The organism is Methylorubrum subtropicum (genome assembly GCF_038442325.1).
GTDB lineage: Bacteria > Pseudomonadota > Alphaproteobacteria > Rhizobiales > Beijerinckiaceae > Methylobacterium > Methylobacterium subtropicum.
This window is the reverse complement of sequence record NZ_JBBXMW010000018.1, coordinates 73,329-93,356: the sequence shown is the minus strand read 5'-3', so window position 1 is coordinate 93,356 and position 20,028 is coordinate 73,329. Positions and strand designations below refer to the sequence as shown.

Annotated in this window: 17 protein-coding genes; 6 read left to right on the top strand and 11 right to left on the bottom strand. The window is 70.8% G+C overall.

Annotated elements, in window-relative coordinates; genetic code table 11:
* Nucleotides 1-292: 292 nt before the first annotated feature.
* The 3 genes from AAHG03_RS21340 to AAHG03_RS21330 are packed head-to-tail and all read right to left on the bottom strand — an operon-like array spanning nt 293 to nt 4,099.
* Complete coding sequence (locus tag AAHG03_RS21340) at nt 293-2,554, bottom strand: xanthine dehydrogenase family protein molybdopterin-binding subunit (RefSeq protein ID WP_342153025.1); 2,262 nt, start codon at nt 2,552-2,554, stop codon at nt 293-295.
* Between the two features lie 10 nt (nt 2,555-2,564).
* Entirely contained in the window at nt 2,565-3,578 is a 1,014-nt protein-coding gene (locus AAHG03_RS21335) for an FAD binding domain-containing protein (RefSeq protein WP_342153024.1), read from the bottom strand.
* On the bottom strand, nt 3,575-4,099 hold the full coding sequence (locus AAHG03_RS21330; RefSeq protein ID WP_342153022.1) for a (2Fe-2S)-binding protein: 525 nt from the start codon (nt 4,097-4,099) through the stop codon (nt 3,575-3,577). Before AAHG03_RS21330 ends, AAHG03_RS21335 begins: the two co-directional genes overlap by 4 nt.
* A gap of 477 nt (nt 4,100-4,576) precedes the next feature.
* Between AAHG03_RS21330 and AAHG03_RS21325 the strand changes: the two genes are divergently transcribed.
* The 5 genes from AAHG03_RS21325 (at nt 4,577) to AAHG03_RS21305 (ending at nt 11,720) form a co-directional block, all read left to right on the top strand.
* A complete protein-coding gene (locus AAHG03_RS21325; RefSeq protein ID WP_342153021.1) occupies nt 4,577-5,968 on the top strand; it encodes a M20/M25/M40 family metallo-hydrolase in 1,392 nt (463 codons plus the stop codon).
* Nucleotides 5,969-6,122: 154 nt separating this feature from the next.
* Nucleotides 6,123-6,794, top strand: a complete 672-nt coding sequence (locus AAHG03_RS21320; RefSeq protein ID WP_342153019.1) for a hypothetical protein — start codon at nt 6,123-6,125, stop codon at nt 6,792-6,794.
* Nucleotides 6,794-8,785 (top strand): glycosyltransferase, encoded by a 1,992-nt coding sequence (locus tag AAHG03_RS21315; protein WP_342153018.1) that lies wholly within the window; start codon nt 6,794-6,796, stop codon nt 8,783-8,785. Before AAHG03_RS21320 ends, AAHG03_RS21315 begins: the two co-directional genes overlap by 1 nt.
* Nucleotides 8,782-10,854, top strand: a complete 2,073-nt coding sequence (locus AAHG03_RS21310) for a glycosyltransferase (protein WP_342153016.1) — start codon at nt 8,782-8,784, stop codon at nt 10,852-10,854. Before AAHG03_RS21315 ends, AAHG03_RS21310 begins: the two co-directional genes overlap by 4 nt.
* On the top strand, nt 10,851-11,720 hold the full coding sequence (locus tag AAHG03_RS21305) for a hypothetical protein (protein WP_342153015.1): 870 nt from the start codon (nt 10,851-10,853) through the stop codon (nt 11,718-11,720). The genes AAHG03_RS21310 and AAHG03_RS21305 overlap by 4 nt, the downstream gene beginning before the upstream one ends.
* 201 nt (nt 11,721-11,921) lie before the next feature.
* Here AAHG03_RS21305 and AAHG03_RS21300 read toward each other — a convergent pair whose 3' ends face one another.
* The 5 genes from AAHG03_RS21300 to AAHG03_RS21280 form a co-directional block, all read right to left on the bottom strand.
* Nucleotides 11,922-12,128 carry a Trm112 family protein gene (locus AAHG03_RS21300; protein WP_342153013.1) on the bottom strand — a complete coding sequence of 69 codons (207 nt, stop codon included), beginning with the start codon at nt 12,126-12,128 and terminating at the stop codon, nt 11,922-11,924.
* Between the two features lie 82 nt (nt 12,129-12,210).
* The gene (locus AAHG03_RS21295; RefSeq protein WP_342153011.1) at nt 12,211-12,882 is read right to left on the bottom strand and encodes an LON peptidase substrate-binding domain-containing protein; all 672 of its coding nucleotides are present in this window, start codon (nt 12,880-12,882) and stop codon (nt 12,211-12,213) included.
* 37 nt (nt 12,883-12,919) lie between these two features.
* Nucleotides 12,920-13,828, bottom strand: a complete 909-nt coding sequence (locus tag AAHG03_RS21290) for a co-chaperone YbbN (protein WP_342153009.1) — start codon at nt 13,826-13,828, stop codon at nt 12,920-12,922.
* Nucleotides 13,829-13,942: 114 nt separating this feature from the next.
* Nucleotides 13,943-14,452 carry a hypothetical protein gene (locus AAHG03_RS21285; RefSeq protein ID WP_342153007.1) on the bottom strand — a complete coding sequence of 170 codons (510 nt, stop codon included), beginning with the start codon at nt 14,450-14,452 and terminating at the stop codon, nt 13,943-13,945.
* A gap of 65 nt (nt 14,453-14,517) precedes the next feature.
* Nucleotides 14,518-15,510: a glutathione S-transferase family protein gene (locus AAHG03_RS21280; protein WP_342153006.1), complete on the bottom strand. Its 993-nt coding sequence runs from the start codon at nt 15,508-15,510 to the stop codon at nt 14,518-14,520.
* Between the two features lie 121 nt (nt 15,511-15,631).
* Between AAHG03_RS21280 and AAHG03_RS21275 the strand changes: the two genes are divergently transcribed.
* Entirely contained in the window at nt 15,632-16,750 is a 1,119-nt protein-coding gene (locus tag AAHG03_RS21275) for an NADH:flavin oxidoreductase/NADH oxidase (RefSeq protein WP_342153004.1), read from the top strand.
* Nucleotides 16,751-17,102: 352 nt separating this feature from the next.
* Here the strand turns inward: AAHG03_RS21275 and AAHG03_RS21270 are convergent, their stop codons facing one another.
* The 3 genes from AAHG03_RS21270 to AAHG03_RS21260 form a co-directional block, all read right to left on the bottom strand.
* Nucleotides 17,103-18,101 (bottom strand): TIM44-like domain-containing protein, encoded by a 999-nt coding sequence (locus tag AAHG03_RS21270; protein WP_342153003.1) that lies wholly within the window; start codon nt 18,099-18,101, stop codon nt 17,103-17,105.
* A 107-nt stretch (nt 18,102-18,208) separates the two neighbouring features.
* Complete coding sequence (locus tag AAHG03_RS21265; RefSeq protein ID WP_342153001.1) at nt 18,209-19,288, bottom strand: ATP-binding protein; 1,080 nt, start codon at nt 19,286-19,288, stop codon at nt 18,209-18,211.
* A gap of 102 nt (nt 19,289-19,390) precedes the next feature.
* Entirely contained in the window at nt 19,391-19,972 is a 582-nt protein-coding gene (locus AAHG03_RS21260) for a hypothetical protein (RefSeq protein WP_342153000.1), read from the bottom strand.
* Between the last annotated feature and the right edge of the window lie 56 nt (nt 19,973-20,028).

The following is a 20,028-nucleotide window of genomic DNA, read 5'->3' as shown; positions in this document are numbered from 1 at the left end:
CGCCGCCTGGCCCTCGCCATCCTGCGCCAGGACACCGCTAAGGGCTCCTTGCACACCAAGCGGCAACTGGCCGGATGGGACGACGACTTCCTCGCCGACCTCATCACCCAAATGCGATAGCCCTGCCGCAAGGGGGAGGGGAGTGCCGCGCTGAACGAGGCGACCAATCGGAAACCGTTGGACGCGCTTCGTACACCCGGCCCTTCATGGTGCAAGGCCAGTGCCGGAACGAGAAACGGCCCGGAGCGCGTAGGCGCCCCGGGCCGCATCGAGTCCGTCACTGCCGGAAAGCTCAGCCTTCCCCCAAAACCTTGTCGATGGTGATCGGCAGGTGGCGGATGCGCTTGCCCGTGGCGTGGAACACCGCGTTGGCGATGGCGGCGGCCACGCCGACGATGCCGATCTCGCCCAGCCCCTTCACGCCGAGCGGGTTCGCCTTGTCCTCCTCATCGACGAAGATCACGTCGATGTCGGGAATGTCGGCGTGGACCGGCACGTGGTACTCGCCGAGATTGTGGTTCATGAACCGGCCGATGCGGTGGTCGAGCATCGATTCCTCGTGGAGCGCCGAACCGATCCCCATCACCACGCCGCCGAGGATCTGGCTGCGGGCCGTCTTCGGGTTGAGCACCTTGCCGGCCGCGATCGCCGAGACGACGCGGGTGCAGCGCACGACGCCGAGTTCTTCATCGATCTTCACCTCGGCGAAGATCGCGGAGTGGGTGTAGGCGTTGAACTGCTCCTCGAAGTCCTTGTCGGGCGCGGCCTCGGCGGTGGCCTCCAGTTTTTCCGTACCCGTCGCCCGCATCACGTCGGTGAGCGCGACGCTTTTCGAGGGATCGCCCGAGACTTCGATCCGGCCGTCGGTGAAGACGGCGCGCTCGAAATCGACGTTGGCGAGGGGCGAGTTGTCCATGCCGCGGGCGAGCTTGAACGCCTGCTCGGCGATATCGCGGCAGGCCTTCATCACGGCGGTGCCGGAGGAGGCCGCGGTCCACGAGCCGCCGGCCACGGGGGCCTGCGCCAGGGTGGTGTCGCCGAGCTTGGTCGTGACGTGGTCGAGCGGGAGCCCGAGCGTGTCGGCGGCGATCTGGGTCAGGATCGTGTAGGTGCCGGTGCCGATGTCGCCGGTCTGGTTGCCGACCTCCAGCCGCCCGTCCGCGCCGAGCACGGCGCGGGCGCTCGACTGCATCATCATCGATTCCCAGATGCCGGTCGCCATGCCCCAGCCGACCAGTTCCCTGCCCTCGCGCATGGAGCGGGGCTCCGGCTTGCGGCTCGCCCAGCCGAAGCGCTCCGCGCCCTGGCGGAAGGCCTCGCGCAGCTCCTTGGAGCCGAACGGCTTGTCCTCGGTCTGGTCGCCCTCGGTGTAGTTCTTGAGGCGCAACTGCACCGGGTCCTGGCCCGAGGCGTAGGCGAGTTCGTCCATCGCCGTCTCGATGGCGTAGACGCCGGTCACGGCGCCCGGCGCGCGCATGTCGCCCGGCGTCGGCGTGTCGAGTTGGGTGATGCGGTAGGTCAGCGCGACGTTGTCGCAATCGTAGAGGACGCCCGACCAGTTGACGACCACCTCCTGGTAATCCTCGTAGGTCGAGGTGCCCTGCACCGCGTCGTGCTTGAGCGCCTGAAGCTTGCCCGAGCGGTCGGCCCCGAGGGAGACGGTCTGGATCGCTTCCGAGCGGTAGGTGAAGGACCACATCTGGTCGCGGGTCAGCGTCACCCGCACCGAGCGGCCGAGATCCTTCGCGGCCAGCATCGCCAGGAACAGCTGGTATTGCGGGCGCAGCCCCGAGCCGAAGCCGCCGCCGAGATAGGGGTTCAACACCCGGACCTGCTCCGGCTTCAGGCCGAAGGCGCCGGCGATGTAGTCGTGGGTGTTCGAGACGCCCTGGATCTTGTCGTAGACCGTGTAGGTGCCGTCCTTCTCGACCACGACGGTCGAGGCGTGCGGCTCCATCGGATTGTGGTGCTCATCGGCCATCCGGTACTGGCCGTTCACGCGGATTTCCGCGCCATCGAGCGCGCCCGCGGCGTCGCCCCACGGCTCCGGCGGCGGCTTGATGCCGTTGCGCTTCATCGGCGGATCGTAGGCCGCGCCGGCCTGCGCCGCGACGTCGGTGAGCGGGGCGGCGGCCTCGTATTCCACCTTCACCAGCGAGGCGGCGTAGCGCGCGGTCTCGAAGTCGTCGGCGACGACGAGCGCCACCGGCTGACCCGAGAACACGATCTTGTCGTTCGCCAGCGCCTGGAACGGCGCGCCGGGGGGCGCCACCGCGTCCTGATAATCCTCCGGCTTCTGCGAGGTCGCCGGGCGGTTCTCGTGGGTGATCACCTTCACGACACCGGGCACGGCCTCGGCCGCCGCCGCGTCGATGCTCTCGATGCGACCCTTGGCGATGGCGCTCGACACGACGACGCCGTAGGCGAGGTCGGGCGCGGCGAACTCGCCGGCGTATTTGGCGAGGCCGGTGACCTTGGCCGGGCCGTCGACGCGGCTGACGGGGGTGCCGACGAAGCGGTCGCGGCCGGCCGCCGGGCTGAACTGGACGGTCATGGGCGACTCCTCACTGGATGCGCTTGTCGGACTGGGACTGGGGCGTACCGGCGGCGGCCTGCTCCAGGCCGCGGACGATGGCGCGGCGCGCCAACTCGATCTTGAAGCCGTTGGTCGATTGGGGCTTGGCCTCCGCCAGGATCAGCTCGGCCGCCGTCTGATAAGTCTCGCGGGTCGCCGGCTTGCCCTGGAGCAGGCCTTCCGCCTCCGTGTTGCGCCAGGGCTTGTGGGCGACGCCGCCGAGCGCGAGGCGCGCGGTGCGGATGGTCTCGCCGTCGAGTTCCAGGGCGGCGGCGACCGAGACCAGCGCGAAGGCGTAGGAAAGGCGATCACGTAGCTTCAGATAAGTGAAGTTGGTCGCGAAAGATTTCGCCGGCAGATCGACCGCGACGATGATCTCACCCGGTGCGAGGTTGGTGTCCCTGGCCGGATCGTCGCCGGGCAGGCGGTGGAACTCGGCGAGCGGGATCGCGCGATCCCCGTTCGGCCCGCTCACCTGCACCACGGCCTCCAGGGCGGCGAGCGCCACGGCCATGTCGGAGGGGTGGGTGGCGATGCAGTGCTCGCTGGCGCCCAGGATCGCGTGGATGCGGTTGACGCCGCCGATGGCGCCGCAGCCGGTGCCCGGCTCGCGCTTGTTGCAGGGCGTGGCCGTGTCGTAGAAGTAGTAGCAGCGGGTGCGCTGCAACAGGTTGCCGCCGGTCGAGGCGGCGTTGCGCAACTGCGCCGAAGCCCCGGCCAGGATCGCGCTCGACAGGAGCGGGTAGCGCTCCTTGATCCGCACATCGTAGGCCACCGTCGCGTTGGTCACGAGCGCGCCGATGCGAAGCCCGCCGTCGTGCTCCACGATGTCGCGCAGCGGCAGGCGGGTGATGTCGATGAGCCGGCCCGGCCGCTCGACATCGTACTTCATCAGGTCGATCAGGTTGGTGCCGCCCGCGATGAAGCGCGCCTGCGGATCGGCGCCGAGCGCCTGCACCGCCTCCGCCACTGTGTTGGGGCGGACGTAATCGAAGCGGTTCATCGGGCGCCTCCCTGCTGCATCACGTCCTCGATGGCATCGACGATGTTGGTGTAGGCGCCGCAGCGGCAGATGTTGCCGCTCATCGCCTCGCGGATTTCCTCGCGGGAATGGGCGTGGCCCTCGTTCATCAGACCGACCGAGGAGCAGAGCTGGCCCGGCGTGCAGTAGCCGCACTGGAAGGCGTCGTGCTCGACGAAGGCCTCCTGGATTGGGTGAAGGCTGTTCTTGCCTTCCCGCGCCGCGAGGCTCGCCAGCCCCTCGACCGTGGTGATCTCGGCGCCGTCCTGCATCACGGCGAGCGCGAGGCAGGAATTGATGCGCGTGCCGTTGACCAGCACCGTGCAGGCGCCGCACTGGCCGTGGTCGCAGCCCTTCTTGGTGCCGGTGAGGTCGAGGCGCTCGCGCAGGAGGTCGAGGAGCGTCGTCCAGGGCGCCACCTGAATCTCGCGGCGCTCGCCGTTGATGGTCAGGCTGATGCCGATGGTCCCGACCGCGCCGGGCGAACCGCTGTCGATGAGCATGATGGTGTCCGTGGCGAGGCGTCGCCCCGCGACGCTCTTCGAGGGGGCTCGAAGCCGTGGCGGGGGTTCGCGTCATGGGAGGGCGGGTCGAAGCCGCCGGGTTGATTCCATAACCGTTCCAAGGTGCGGCCGTTCCGAAGGGGTGGATGATCGCGTTGGATCGGTGGGCTCGGCAGCGGCCAAAGTCGCGTAAGCGTTGCGAGCCGATGGCACGGCGGGACTCTATCTCAAACGCCCGTCATTCCGGGGCCGCGCAGCGGAACCCGGAATCCACGACTGGCCGCGACGGTCCGTACAGCGTCGCATCACGGGTGGATTCCGGGTTCGCTTCGCGCCCCGGAATGACGGCGGTGGTTGGCCGGGGCGGCCGTCGCCACGTCACCGCGTGGGCTCGCCCTTGGCGTGTCCATGCAAGGCTTTCCGCGACGGCACGGCGATGCTAGCTCCACCCCGAAGAATCCTCCGCCCGGAGCCCCCATGTCCGCGACGCTCGATCCCGTCCTCAACGACATCGACCGCGACCTCGACGGTGCGCTGGAGCGGCTGTTCGCGTGGCTGCGCATCGAGTCGATCTCGACCGATCCGGCCTATGCCGGCCAGTGCCGCGAGGCCGCCGCGTGGCTCGAAGGCAACCTGACCGCGCTCGGCTTCGAGACCAGCGTGGAGGAGACGTCGCTGCATCCGGTCGTGCTGGCGCACCGCCCCAAGCCGGGCGCCCCGCACGTGCTGTTCTACGGCCATTACGACGTGCAGCCGGTGGACCCGCTGAACCTGTGGCAGACGCCCCCGTTCGAGCCGCGGCTCGATGGGACGGGTGATTCCAAAAAAATCGTCGCGCGCGGAGCATCCGACGACAAGGGTCAGGTGATGACCTTCGTCGAGGCCTGCCGGGCGCATCTGGCCATGAACGGCGACCTGCCGGTCGGCGTCACCATCCTGGTCGAGGGTGCGGAGGAGAACGGTTCGCAAGGGGTGCCGGAGTGGGTCGCGCAGAACCGTGAGCGGTTGAAGGCCGACGTGGCGCTCGTCTGCGACACCGGCATGTGGGACCGCGACACTCCGCAGATCACCACCTCGCTGCGGGGGCTGGCCTATTTCGAGGTCAAGGTGACCTGCGCCGACCGCGACCTGCATTCCGGTTTTTTTGGAGGTGCCGCGGCCAACCCGATCCATGTGCTCTCGAAAATCCTCGCGGCGCTCCATGACGACGAGGGCCGGGTAACGCTGCCGGGCTTCTATGAGGGCGTGCGCGAGCCGCCCGCCGACCTCTTGGAGCAGTGGCGCGGCCTCGGCCTCACCCCGGAAAAGTTTTTGGGACCGATCGGCCTCAAGGAGCCCGCGGGCGAGCGCGGGCGGCTGCCGATCGAGCTGATCCAGTCGCGCCCGGCCTGCGACGTCAACGGCATCATCGGCGGCTACACGGGGGAGGGGACCAAGACGGTCATCGCAAGCCAAGCCTCTGCCAAGGTCTCGTTCCGCCTCGTGGACGATCAGGACCCGGAAAAGCTCGCCCGAACCTTCGAGGCCTTCGTGCGCGAGCGCGTGCCCGCCGACTGCTCGGTCGAGATCATCTGCTACAAGGGCTCGCGCGCCGTGGCGCTCCCCTACGACATGCCGCAGCTCGACGCCGCCAAGCGGGCGCTCGCCGAGGAATGGGGCCGCGAGGCGGTGGCCGTGGGGGCCGGCGGCTCGATCCCGATCGTCGGCGACTTCAAGCGCTTGCTCGGCCTCGACACCCTGCTGATCGGCTTCGGCCTCGACGACGACCGCATCCACTCGCCCAACGAGAAGTACGAGCTGTCGAGTTTCCACAAGGGCACCCGCTCCTGGGCGCGCATCCTCCAGGCGCTCGCGGACGCACGGGGCTGATGCAGGCACCGCTTCATCCGACCCAACCCTCTCATCCTGAGGTGCTGCGCAGCAGCCTCGAAGGAGGGCTCCAGCCAGCCGCGCGATCCCTGGAGCCCTCCTTCGAGGGCGACGCTGCGCGCCGCCGCCTCAGGATGAGGGCGCGGGTGGAACGATGTCCGCGCACCCCATGAGCCCCGATCCGACGCCGGGCCGGCTCTTCGCCGGCTCGCACGACACCGCCGTGCTCCGCTTCCCCCTGCCGCCCGCCCTGCCGATCCCCATCGGCATCGCGGCGCCCGCGGGCGTGACGCTTGCCACCTGGGCCTTCTCCGGCCTGGAAGAGGGCGCGGCGGGCGGCCCCGTCGGCCTGCTCGCGCTCGAAGGCATGCCCGGCGGCGACCTCACCCTCGCCACCCATTTCCGCGATATCCCGATCCGCCCCGAGCCCGCCTCCGGCGCCCTGAGCGAGGCCGAGCGCCTGCTGCTCGCCCGCGCCCTGCTCTCGGCCGGCCCGAGCGGCCTCTCCGCGCTCGCCGGCCTGTTCGCCCTGATCGAGCCGGCGCTGGCCGCCCTCGCCCTCGCCCCCGCCGACGACGCGCCCGCGCTGATACCCGAGGGGCCCGGCTATACCCTCACCGGCACCGCCATCCCGCACGCCCTGCTGATCCGAACCGCCGCCGGCTGGTCTTGCGCCCGCGTCGCGACCGGGCGGCTGCGCTTCGCCGGCGGCGCCCGCGTCGCCCTCGCCCTCGAACCGCTCTGGGGCGCGGCCCCGGAGGGCGTGCAGGGAGCCGTCGCCCTCCACGCCCACGGCTTCGTGCCGCTCCACGTCCGGGCCGCCTGATGGCGCGTGAACCCGCCATCCTCGTCCTCGCCCCGATGCCCGCCGCGCCCGCGAGCGCCGGCAACCGCCGCCGGCTGGTCGCCACCTGCGAGGCGCTGGCGCGCGGCGGGTTCGCCGTCGATCTCGCCTATCTGGCCCACGAGGATCAGGTCTATCGCCGCTTCGGCCAGCACCCGCCGACAGACTTTTCTGCAATGGGCGAGGCGTTCCGGAACGTCTTCCTGATCGAGCCGCGGGGCGTCGTCCCGCTCAAGACGCGCGCACCCTGTTTCGGCATCGACGAATGGTGCCCGCCGGAAGCCGGCGAGTTCGTCGCGTGGTATTTTTCGCAATACCCCGAGACCCGCGCGGCACTCGTCAACTACGTCTTCCTCTCGGCCGCGCTGGAGCGGGTGCCGCTGGGCGTGCTGAAGCTCATCGACACCCACGACCGCTTCGCCGACCGCCAGACCCAGTACCGGCCCTTCCGCGCCGAGCCGAACTTCTTCTACACCGACGCGGCCGGCGAGGCGGCGGGCCTCGCCCGCGCCGACGTCGTGCTGGCGATCCAGGCGGCGGAGGCGCGCCACTTCGCCGACATCGCATTCGCCCGCGTCCTGCTGCTGCCGCCGCTGTTTCCGGCGCAGCGGCCCTTCGCGGTGCCCGAGCGCGTCGCCCGCATCGGCTTCCTCGGCCACGGCAACGATCCGAATCTTTTCTCCATCGGCCGCTTCGCCCGCGCCTGGGGCGCGGACTGGACGCCGGACCGGCCCGAACTCGTCATCGCGGGCGAGATCTGCCGCAGCCTCGCGGGCGTCGAGCGGCCGGGCGTGCGGCTGCTCGGCTATCTCGACCGGCTGGCGGATTTCTACGCGCAGGCCGACCTCGTCGTGGCACCGATGCTGATGGGCTCCGGCCTGAAGATGAAGGTCGGCGAGGCGCTCGCCTACGGTCGCCCGGTGATCGGCACCGAGATCGGCCTCGAAGGCTTCGAGCCGGATCACCCGGCCCATCGCTGCCCCGACACGGAGGCCGTGAAGGCGGCGGTGCTGGCGGTGGTGGGGGATCGCGCGGCGTTGGCGGAGCTGACGGCGGCGAGCGCGCGGCTGTTCGCGCGTTACGCGACGGTGGCGGAAGCGGCGGAGGCCGAGCTGATCGGGCTGCTGCGATTCCACGAAGAGGGCCGCTTCATCCCCTCTCCCCGCACGCGGGAAACGGCGTCGAGCTTCGCACGCGAGGATGGGTCGGGCGCCTCTCCTCCCCCTTGCGGGGAGGAGGGAGGAGGTGGGGGTGGTGCAGAAGGCACCGCCGCTGTCTCATCCTGCCCGACCCCCACCCCTACCCCTCCCCGCAAGGGGGAGGGGACCCGCGCGCACGCGAACAGCGGGGAGCCCATCGTCCTCACCGGCGGCGGCCTCGCGATCACCGCCGAGCATTCCCCCCGCTCGTTGCCCACCACCGACCCCGATCTCGGCATCCTCGTCGCCACCGAGCGCCGGCCCGGCGACGGCAGCGCCGCCGCCTACGCCCCCGAGCGGCAGCGCTGGTTCGCGCGGGTGTCCGACGCGGACGGCCCGGTGCCGCGCCTCGGCCCCCTCGATGTCGCGCTCTCGCCCGAGTGGGTGCGCACCCGCGCGCTGCCGCCTGCCGCCCGCACGGCCCTCGCCCTGGCCTTCGCCGACATGGCGGCAGATTGGGAGGCGGTGGGCCGGGTCGTCGGCCGGGCCGGCGACCGGATCGAACTCGCGACCCTGCTGCCCGGCGTGCTGGCCTCCGGCGCGCACCCCACCGCCGCCTTCCTGATCGGGGAGGGCGCAGCCACCGAACTACGTCTGGAGCGCGTCACCCCGCTGCAACTCCGCCCCGTCGGCAGATACGCCGACCGCACCGGCCGCCTGCCGGCCCCGGTCCCGGTGAGCCTGAGCCTCCGCGGCACGGCGACGCCAGCCGCAAAAAGAATCCTCCTGCTCACCGATGACGGCATCGGCCGCATTGCCCTGGAGGCGTCGTGAGCGACACCCCCGCCGTTCCCCGCCTCGACACCGTCGATCCCGGCCTCGGCCGCCGCGCGGCGCTCGCCGAGGCCGCGCTGATCTGGGAGGCGATCCACCGCAACGGCGTGCGCCTCGCCTTCCGGCCCGAGCCCGCGCCGGACGTGTCGGTGGTGATCGTGGCGCGCGACGCCCGCCATCTCCTGGCGCTCACGCTCTACCGGCTCTGCGCCGGGCAGATGCTGGCCGGTGTCACCTTCGAGGTCATCCTCGTCGACAACGCCTCGGGCCCCGAGACCCGCAGCCTCTACCCCCGCCTCGACGGCGTGACGCTGATCGAGAATGCCGAGAACACCGGCTTCGGCCCGGCCTGCAACGCGGGTGCGGAACGCGCGCGGGGGCGGTTCCTGCTGTTCCTCAACCCCGATGTCGATCTCATGCCCGGCGCCATGGCCGCCATGGCGGCGGCGTTCCGGGATCACGCCGACATCGGCATCGTCGGCGCCCGCCTCGTCTTCCCCGGCGGGTACTTGCAGGAATCCGGCGCGGGCTTTCGCGACGATGCCGGCCTCACCCATCCGCACGGCCGCGGCGACCCCGATCCGCTCGCCCCCGAACACGCCGCGACGCGTGACGTCGGCTACGTCTCCGGCGCCGTGCTGATGATCGAGCGGGCGTTGTTCCAGCATCTCGGCGGGTTCGATCCGCTGTTCGCCCCGGCCTATTACGAGGACACCGATCTCTGCCTGCGCTGCCATCAGGCTGGGCGGCGGGTGCTGGTGCAGCCGCGGGCGACCGCGATCCACTACGAGAACGCCACCAGCGCCAAGCGCGAGGAGGTGGAGGCGCTGCTCGACCGCAACCGCGCCCTCTTCCTCGACCGCCACCGCGAGAACCTCTTCTCGCAAGGCCCACAGCCGCGGGCGGGTGCCACCCTCGACCACGACCCATGGCGGCTGCGGGTGCTCTACGTCGATGACCGGGTGCCCCATCTCGATCTCGGCGCCGGCCTGCCGCGGGCCAACGCCATCCTCAACGCCATGGCGGGGCTGGGGTACAGTGTGACCTTCTTCCCGAATTACGGGGCGGATGCGGAGGAGGCGCAGCGCTACCGCGACCTCGACGAGCGCATCGAGATCTGTCACGCCAGCGGCGACGAGGGTTTCAGCCGGCTCATCACCGAGCGGCGCAACCATTTCGACGTGCTCTGGGTCAGCCGCCCGCACAACATCCTGTTCGTGCTCCAGGCGCTCGACGCACTCGGCCTCGACCCGCGCGGCTTCGTCCGATCGCGGGTGATCTTCGATTCCGAAGCCCTGTTCTCCTTACGCGACTTCGTCACCGAAGCCGCCACCGGCGGCAGCGCGGTCGCCGCCGACCTCGCGTGGCAGGCGGAGCGGGAATCGCGCCGCCTCAGCCTCGCCGACGCGGTGGTCTGCGTCTCGCCCGCCGAGGCGCGGGTGCTGGCGCGGTACAGTGCCTGCAATGTCGCGGTGCTCGGCCACGCGCTGGCGCTGCCCGAGGCGCCGAGCCCGGAATTTGCCGAGCGCGCCGGCTTCGTCTTCGTCGGCGCGCTCGGCCGCGAGGGCCAGCCCAACGTCGATTCCCTCGACTGGTTCTTCGAGAACGCTTGGCCGCGCGTGCGGGCCGCCTTGCCCGAGGCGACGCTGACGGTGGTCGGCGAGATCGCCGATACCATCCGGGCGCGGTTTGCCCGCGAGGGCGTCCGCATCACCGGCCGGGTGCCGCGCACCGAGCCCCATCTCGACGCTGCCCGCGTCTTCCTGGCGCCGACCCGCTTCGCCGCGGGCATCCCGCACAAGGTCCACGAGGCGGTCGCCCACGGCCTGCCCTGCCTCGCCACGCCGATCTTGTCGGAACAGCTCGGCTGGCCCGACGGCACCGGCCTGCTCGCCCGCGACTGGCGCGATCCGGAGGCGTTCGCCGCGGCGCTGATCCGCCTGCACGAGGACGCCGGGTTGTGGCGGACGGTGCGCGAGAACGGCCTCGCCCGCATCCGCGCGGAGTGCGACCCGCACGCGTTCCGCGCCGCGATCCGCGAGTTGTGCGAGGCGCAGGTCGTCGCATGAACCGCCTTGTCGCCCTCGTCTCCGGCCTGCTGCGCCGCGCGATTCACGGCCGCGTGCCGCGCCTGTTCGACGCCGCCTATTACCGCGCCGGCAATCCGGGCGTGGCTAGGAGCGGCCTCGACCCGTTCCTGCATTACGTCTGGCTCGGCGCGCGAAAAGATCGCAACCCGAACGCGGATTTCGACACCGCCTTCTACCGCCGCCAGAGCGGCAAGACGCGGCTCGATCCGGTGCGCCACTACCTGCGCGAGGGCGCCGCCAAGGGCCTCGATCCGAGCCCGGCCTTCAGCACCAGCCTCTATCTCGCCCGCTATCCCGACGTGGTCGCCGCGGGCGTCAACCCGCTGGTCCATTTCCGCAACGACGGCCGCGCCGAGGGCCGCGAGGCCGCCCCCTCGCCGATCGAGCCGGACCGCCTGCGGGCGCTCGATGGCGTGGCCGAGGACCATATCCTGACCCTGCCCGACATTGAGGGCGGGCGCTTCTCGCTGACGTTGGAGCGTCATGTGCCCATCGATCCCGCGGCGGAGTTCGCCCCGCGGGTCTGCCTCCAGCTCTGCGTCGATGGCCTCGAATACGACGCGCTGCTCAATACGCTGCGCGCCTTCGAGGCGGGCCGGCAGGACAGCCTCGCCCTCGACATCGACACGAGCGCCGGCCCGCATCCGCCGATGCCGACGCAGTTGCTGGCGTTCGAGCGCTGCTTCCTCACCCGCTCCGGCGACGGCCGGAACTGGGGCTTGCGCTATGCCGAGTTGCGGGTGTGGGATCTGCGCCTGAAGCGGCCGGGTGTGGCCGCGGTGTTTCCGGGCGGGGGATTTTCGGCGCGCAGGCTCGCGAAGGGGGAAGGCTGGCCGGCGGCCTGAGCCGGCTCATCCCACCCAACCCCCTCATCCTGAGATGCTGCGCAGCAGCCTCGAAGGAGGGCTCCAGGGATCGCGCGATACACCGGAGCCCTCCTTCGAGGCCTCCGCTTCGCTGCGGCACCTCAGGATGAGGGGGAGGGTGGGAGGAGCCGCGGACAATGGCGGACGGCCTCCGCCTGCGTCCCCGTCCTCAAAAAGGAATCAATCCGTCAGCGAGCGCGCTTCTTCCGGCAGCATGATCGGGATGCCGTCGCGGATCGGGTAGGCGAGCTTGGCGGAGCGGCTGATCAGCTCCTCGCGGGCGGCGTCGTATTCGAGCGATTCCTTGGTCAGTGGGCAGACCAGGAGTTCGAGCAGGCGGGGATCGACCCGGGTCGCCTCGACGGGGGGGACAGCGCTGTCGGCCATGATGTCTTCCGGGTTCTCTACAAGGTGCGAAGCCCCATAGCCGGAACCGGCCGGGGCCTCCATGAGAAATCGGCTGGCCAAACTATTGCAGCGTCGGCTCCGGGCCGCCGCCGGTGCGCACCAGCTCCATCTCGGTCACCGCGACGAGCACCTCGGCGCGGGTCTTGAGGTCGGCGGCTTCCAGCATCGCCTGCTTCTCGCGCACGCCGAACGGGCTCATCATGCAGAGTGCGTTGACGAGCGCTTCGTTCGGCGCTTCCTCGATCCCCGACCAATCGACCTGCAGCTCGTTGGCCTCGACGAAGCGGCGCAGCGCCGTCAGCACGCCCGCCCGGTCCACTGCCTCCTCGCCGGCCCGCGGCTCGAAATCCGAGGCGAAGGCGTCGTAGGAGACGTGGCAGCGGCGGTAGGCGGTGGTGGTGGCGAGTTCGCTCTCGACCCGGAAGCGGCTGACCCCGGTGAGCGAGATCAGGTAGCGCCCGTCCCCGGTCTCGGCGAACTGGCTGATCCGTCCGGCGCAGCCGACCCGGTAGAGCTTCGGGGCCATCGGCGGCCCGCCGCCCTCGGCGTCCGGCTGGATCATGCCGATGATCCGGTCGGTGCGCAGCGCGTCGTCGATCATCGCGAGGTAGCGCGGCTCGAAGATGTTGAGCGGCATCTGCCCCCGCGGCAGCAGCAGGGCGCCGGGCAGCGGGAAGACCGGGATCACGGCCGGGCAATCCGCCGGAGACTTGAGGCTCGTCTGCGCACTCATCAGCGTCTCCCCTGCACGCCGGTGGGGCGTCGCGCGGTCACGAGAACAGGATCGTCGAGAGCTGGCGGCGCCCGCGGATCGCGGCCGGGTCCATCAGGCCCCAGGCCTCGAAGAACTGCAGCAACTGCTTGCGGGCGGCGTCCTCGTTCCACGTGCGGTCGGCCCGCGCGATGGCGACGAGCTGGTCCACCGCCTCGTCGCGCTTGCCCGCGGCGTTGAGGCCGAGCGCGAGGTCGAACCGGGCCTGATGGTCGTTTGCGTCGGCCTCGATCCGCTTCTGGAGCCCGGCGAGGTCGCCCAGGCTCTCGGCCTGGTCGGCGAGTTCGAGGGCGGCGCGCACGCCGGCGAGCGTCGGGTCCTCGGCCTTGTCGGCGGGCACCATCGCCAGCACTTGGCGCGCGTTCTCGGTCTCGCCGAGTTCGAGCTGGGTCTTGGCGAGCCCGGCGATGGCCTTGAGATTGGTCGGCTCCTCGCGCAGCACCGCAGCGTAGAGTTCGGAGGCCGAGGCGAGGTCGCCCGCGGAGGCGACGGCGGCGGCCTCTTCGAGGATCTGGTCGATCTCGGACGGGCCGGCGAGGCGATCGACGAAGGCGCGCACCTCCGATTCCGGCACCGCGCCCATGAAGGCGTCCACCGGCCGGCCGCGGTCGATCGCGATCACGGCGGGGATCGACTGAAGCCCGAGCTGCTGGCCGATCTGCTGCCAGACGCCCGGATGCTCGTCGATGTTGAGCTTGGCGAGCTTCACCCGGCCGCCGGCCGCGGTGACGACCTTTTCGAGGATCGGCGTGAGCTGCTTGCACGGGCCGCACCAGGGCGCCCAGAAATCGACGATGACCGGCTGGTTCATCGACTCGGCGATGACGTCCTGCCGGAACCCCGCGGTGGTCGTATCCTTGATCAGGCCGGCGGCAGAGGGGGCACCGGCGGGGTTGGCGTCGAGCATGGAGCCCTCAGAAGTCGAAAACGCGTGTCGCGTGCGTTGCACCGCACGCGCGTTACATGGGGCTCGGGCCCCGCCTGACCAGCGGCTTTGCGGCAAGCGGGGCAGGCCGTCCGCTCAGGGCTTGGCGCCTTCCTTCCGGTCCTGCGTGCCGTCGCCGCCGGCCTTCGAGTCGGTCTTGGCGTCGGTGACGAAGGTGCCGGCGAACGTCTTGCCCTGCGAGGTCGCCTCGCAGGCGATCTGGGTCTTGCCGGGCTGGGGCGAGGAGAAGCGGCAGGCGCCGACCGCGGGGGCGGGGCTGCGCACGATGCCCTCGGCATTCTTGAGGCCCGACACGACGAGGCTGACCGGCTGGAGCTGCTCGGTCTCCTCGGTGGCCTCGTGCTGGGCGCCCGAGCCGCTGAAGCTCAGGGTCTGGCCGTCCCAGGCGGCGAAATCGAAGGTGGTGCGCCCGCGGGTCACCGTGTTGACGAGCTGCTCCTTGCAGTTCTGGGTGATGTCCTTGTCGCCGATCACCAGCCGCTCGCACTGGCCGGTCATCTTGATCTCGGCCCCCTGCTGCGCCGCGGCCGGCCCGGCGGCGAGCGCCGCGAGAAGGGCGAGAAGGGAAGCGGCGCGGGTCGTCATGTCTCGGTTTCCTCCGGTTCGGCGGTCGTTTTCTGGCCTGGATTCTTGTGCGCTTGGCCCCGGCTTCAAGCGGCGAAGCGCAGGGCGCGATCGTTGGGCGCAGCGAAGTCGAGTGCGGGCCCGAGCGGGACGATCCGGGTCGGGTTGATGGTCGGATGGCTGCCGTAATAGTGGCGCTTGATGTGCTCGAGGTTCACCGTCGGGGCGATGCCGGGTAGGGCGTAGAGGTCGCGCAGGTAGTTCGACAGGTTCGGGTAGTCGGCGATCCGGTGCCGGTTGCACTTGAAGTGGCCGACATAGACCGCGTCGAATCGCACCAGTGTCGTGAACAGGCGGATGTCGGCCTCGGTGAGCCGCGCACCGCAGAGGTAGCGCTGGCGGTCGAGCCGGTCTTCCAGCGCGTCGAGCTCGGTGAACAGCGCGGTGAAGGCTTCCTCGTAGGCCTCCTGTTTCGTGGCGAAGCCGGCCTTGTAGACGCCGTTGTTGATTCTGTCGTAGACGCGGGCGTTGACCGTATCGATCTCGCCGCGGAGTTCCTCCGGATAGAGGTCCGGCCCGTCACCGCCGAAGGCGTCGTTGAGCATGCGGATGATCTCGGCCGACTCGTTCGAGACGATGGTCTCGCGTTCGCGGTCCCACAGCACCGGCACGGTGACGCGACCGCTGTAGTCGGGCTTGGCCCGCTGGTAGAGTTCGTAGACGCGCCTTACACCGAACAGCGCGTCGGCGGTCGCGCCCTTCACGCCGCCCTCGGCTTCGGGTTGAAACACCCAACCCTCTTCCAGCATGTAGGGCGAGACCACCGAGACCGAGATCGCGTCCTCCAGCCCCTTGAGCGCACGCACGATCAGGGTGCGGTGGGCCCAGGGGCAGGCGAGCGAGACGGTGAGGTGGTAGCGCCCCGGCTCGCCCTTGAAGCCGCCCTCGCCCGAGGGGCCGGCGCTGCCGTCGGCGGTGACCCAGTTGCGGAAGGCCGAGGCCGAACGCTCGAAGCGCCCGCCGGTCTTGCCGGTGTCGTACCACTGATCCCGCCACTGCCCGTCGACCAGCAGACCCATCGCGCGCTTCCTCTCTGTCCGAGCGGGAACATGGGAGGGGAGCGGGCGGATGGAAGGCCGACGGGGTAGCCGTCGCGGGCCGCGGCCCCAAATGCGCGACCGAGAAGACACGGAGCCCGTAATGTCCGCCCGCCTGTTCGAACGCTTGCGCCTCGACGATCTCGAACTGGAGAACCGCATCGTCATCGCACCGATGTGCCAGTACTCGGCCCGGGGCGGTGCGGCGACCGACTGGCACATGATGCATCTCGGCCAGCTCGCCCAATCGGGCGCGGGCCTGCTGACGCTGGAAGCGACCGCGATCTCGCCCGAGGCCCGCATCTCGCCGGCCGATCTCGGCCTCTACGACGACGCGACCGAGCGGGCGCTCGCCCGCGTCCTCGACGCGATCCGCGAATACGCGCCGATTCCCGTGGCGATCCAGATCAACCACGCCGGCCGCAAGGCGTCGAGCCGGGTGCCGTGGGAGGGCGGGGCGCAGATCGCCCCCGACGCGCCGGACGGCTGGCGCACCGAGGCGCCGTCCGCGGTCGCCCACACTGACGGCGAGGTGGCGCCCCATGCGCTGGACGCGGAGGGCCTCAAGCGCGTGCGCGACGGCTTCGTCGCGACGGCGCGGCGCGCGCTGCGGCTCGGCATCGACGGGTTCGAGATTCACGGCGCGCACGGCTACCTGCTGCACCAGTTCCTCTCGCCGCTCTCCAACCGGCGCGAGGATGCCTACGGCGGCAGCCTGGAGAACCGGATGCGCTTCCCCCTCGAAGTGTTCGAGGCGGTGCGCGAGGTCGTGCCGGCGGGCAAGCCCGTGTGGATGCGCGTCTCGGCCACCGATTGGGTGGAAGAAGGCTGGGACCTCGATCAGACGGTGGAACTCGCCCGCGCCCTCAAGGCGCGGGGTTCCGCGGCGATCCACGTCTCCACCGGCGGCCTCTCGACCGCCCAAAAGATTCCGCTGGGGCCGGGCTATCAGGTGCCCTTCGCCGAGCGGATCAAGGCGGAGACGGGGCTGACCACCATCGCGGTCGGCCTCATCACCGAGCCGGCGCAGGCGGAAAGTATCCTGGCCGAGGGCAAGGCGGACGCGGTCTCGCTCGCCCGGGCGATGCTCTACGACCCCCGCTGGCCCTGGCATGCGGCGGCCGAACTCGGCGGGCAAGTGCGGGCGCCGAAGCAGTACTGGCGCTCGCAGCCGCGGGAATTCAAGGACTTGTTCAAGGAGGCCGCGCACGGGCAGCGGTGAGCCCGAACGGTTCGCGCCTACAGGTTTCCGTTTGATCGCTCCGGGAGCCGCGCATCCCCTCGCCCCGCTGTGCGGGGAGAGGGCTTCGGCGACCCCGTCGTCGCCGAAGCGAGGCGGCAGCCGAAGGTGAGGGGGCTTGTCCGGAAGAGTCTCTTCCTGAGACGCCCCCTCACCGCCGCTCCGGCTTCGCCTCCGCTTCCTTCATGGACGGCGAGGTCCATGAAGGCCTCTCCTCGCGTGCGGGGAGAGGGGGGAGCGGCGGCGCCCGCGGCTCTTGTCTGGACAGGGTATTTCCCAAACGAAAAGGGCGCCCGGCTTGCGCCGGACGCCCCTTCACCAGTCCCGAAAAGACTCAGCGGCCCTGCTGGATCGCCGAGAGGATCCACGGACCCCGCGGCTCGCGCAGGAAGGTCCAGAATTCCTTGGCCTCCTGGGCGCCGTTCTCGACGTGGCGGTTGGTGGCGCGCTCGAACACCTCGTCGCGGAGCGAGAAGCGCATGGCGACGGTGGCGTATTCCACCGGGCCCTCGCGCCACGCTTCCGACAGGTCGCCCTGGAGCAGCTTCACGTCGGAGATGCGGTTGACGACGCCGCGGGCGGCGTTGGCACGCAGCTCCTCCTCGAAGTAGCCGACCATCTCCGGCGTCACGAGGCGGCGCAGCGTGGCGACGTCCTCACGGCCGTAGGCGCCCTGGATCTCGTAGAGATTGCGCTCGAACGCCTGGAAGTCCTCCGGCTGGACCTGGATCGGCTGCGGACGGGCGCCGCCGGCCATGCCGCCGCCCATCGGGTTCATCCCGTTCCCCATGCCGCCCATCATGCCGCCGCCCATCATGCCACCCTGGGGCGGCGTGTTCTGCGGGTCGAGACCGGAGCGGGCGTAAGGCGCGTTTCCGGCCATGGCCGGCTGCGAGCCTTCCTTGCGGCGGCGGAAGAACCGCACCACGAACATGACGACGAGGGCGAGCAGGCCGATCTGCAGGATCAGGCCGAGGAACGAGGCGATGCCGCCCAGCCCCCCGGAGAAGCCGGCGCCGAGCAGCGCGCCGAACAGGCCGGCGCCGAGCAGGCCCGCCATGAAGCCGCCGCCGAAGCGCGGACGGTTCTGGGCCGCCATGCCGGGATTGTTCATGCCGGGGCTCGGGCTCGTCTGCGAGCGCTGCATCGGCGCACCCATCGTGCCGGGCGAGGTCGCGGTGCCGGCGGGCGGCGAATAGGTCTTGGAGCCGCGGGAGCCGAAGCTCGATCCGCCGCCGCCCGGCCGCGCATCGACGGTCGGTGCCGCCACGGCGAGCGAGGCCACGAGCGCGAGGAGGGTCACGACGCGCTTGGCGCGCGGGGAGGAAGCCATCGGGTAAACCTCGGGTCACCATCTAAGAGCGGGCGGAGAATGCCCTCTCGAAGATGGGGACGGGCGAGACGCGTTTTTAGTCCGCTTTCACCGGGGGCAAACGCGTTTCATCCCGCCGCCGGAAAGACGAGGCGCACGGTGGCGCCCTCATTGGGGCGGCTGTCGAGGGAGATGGTGCCGTTCTGGCGCTTCATCAGCCCGTGGACGATGGCGAGCCCGGCCCCGCGCCCGGCCTCGCGGGTGGTGGCGAAGGGGGCGAGCGCACGGGCCTGCATCTCCGGCGACAGGCCGTGGCCGGTATCCGTGACGGTGAGCCCCACCGCGCCGGCCTCCGGCCGTTGCAGGGTGCGGTCGCCGGGCTCGATGGCGAACAGGCGGATCGTGACGGTGCCCTCGCCCGCCATCGCCTCGCAGGCGTTGGTTAGGATGTGGCCCAGCGCCAGTTCGACCTGGCTCGGGTTGCACAGGGCCGGCGGCAAGCCTTCGGGGATCGTCAGGTCGATCGCGATGCGGTGCGGCAGGCTCGGGCGCAGCCGGTCGAGGGCCGCCTGCACGGCCTGACCGAGATCGATCGGGCGCAGGTCCGGCGCGATGCGGCGGGAATGCGCCAGCAATTGCCGCGTCAGCACCGCGGCGCGCTCGGAGGCCTCGGTCGAGCGGGTGACCGCGCGCTGGATGAACGGCTCCGGCCGGTCGCCGAGGCGGCGCTTGAGGCCGTCGATGTAGCCGATCAGGATCTGGAGGTAATTGTTGAACTCGTGGGCGACGCTGTTGGTCAGGAGCCCCAGCGCCTCGCGCTGACGCGACAGGGCGAGCGCCCCTTCCGCCTCACGGCAGCGGGTGATGTCGACGATCTGGCCGAGGAACCGCCGGGGCTCGCCCGGCAGCGGCACCACGAAAAGTTCGCCCCAGAACGAAGAGCCGTCCTTGCGGGCGAACAGCAGCTCGGCCCGCGTTTCCTCAGTCCGCCCGAGTGCGTCGCGCAGGGCGGCCCAGCCGGCATGGTCCGCGTGGCGGCATTCGAGGGCGGCCAGCGGCTGGCCGATCAGGTCACCTTCCGAAAAACCCGTCAGCGTCAGCAGCGCCGGGTTGGCGGCGCGGATCGCCGCGCCGGCCTCGCCCGCCTCGATCAGCAGGGAGGGCAGCGGCAGGAGCGCCGGAAATGCGTCCTCAGGAAGCGCGGTCATGCGGGGCGTGGCTGCCGAAAGCCGGGCTGCGGGAGCCCTGGAAACCCGACCGATAGCCGCTTTGGCCTCTCGCCGATACCACCCGGCGGCGTCGCGGGCGCCTCAGCGCCTCCCGCGGGCCGGCTTGGTCTCGGCGACCTTGGCCTCGGTTGTCTTGGATTCCGGCGCCTTGACGGAGAGTTCGCAGGTCTTCTCCCCGCGGCCGAGGCAGGCGCGGACGGCAGCCACCATCCGCTCAAGCTCCGGAAAGGGTTCCCACGGGCCGTCCCCGCAGGTGGTCCATTCGTCGATCTTCCGGGTCTTAAGAACGATGCTCTTTTTGTCGGAGAAGAAACTGTGATCGACCGATGCCGTGATGCAGCGTCGGCGCGGACCGTCGCCGAGGCGCACGAAGTAGACGCCCTGTGCCTTCTCCTCCCTGACCGGGAAACGGACTTGGAAGCTGCCCGCCTCGGGCTTCCAATTGCCGCCCGCCGAGATCGGCGTGACCTCCGCCGGGCCTTCGGCGTCGGTCATGTATTGGTGGACGACGTGGGCGGCGACCTGCTCGCGATAGTTGGACGGCAGCAGAGCGGAGACGGCGGGCGGCAGCGAGGCCGGCACCGCGCCGCCCGGCACGGCCGATGGCGGCACCATCGTCGATTGGCAGGCGGCAAGGCCGGAGGCGACCAGGGCGAGGGACACGAGACGGGGAACGGCACGCATGATCGTCGGGGCCCGGCGGCAACTCAGGATCGATG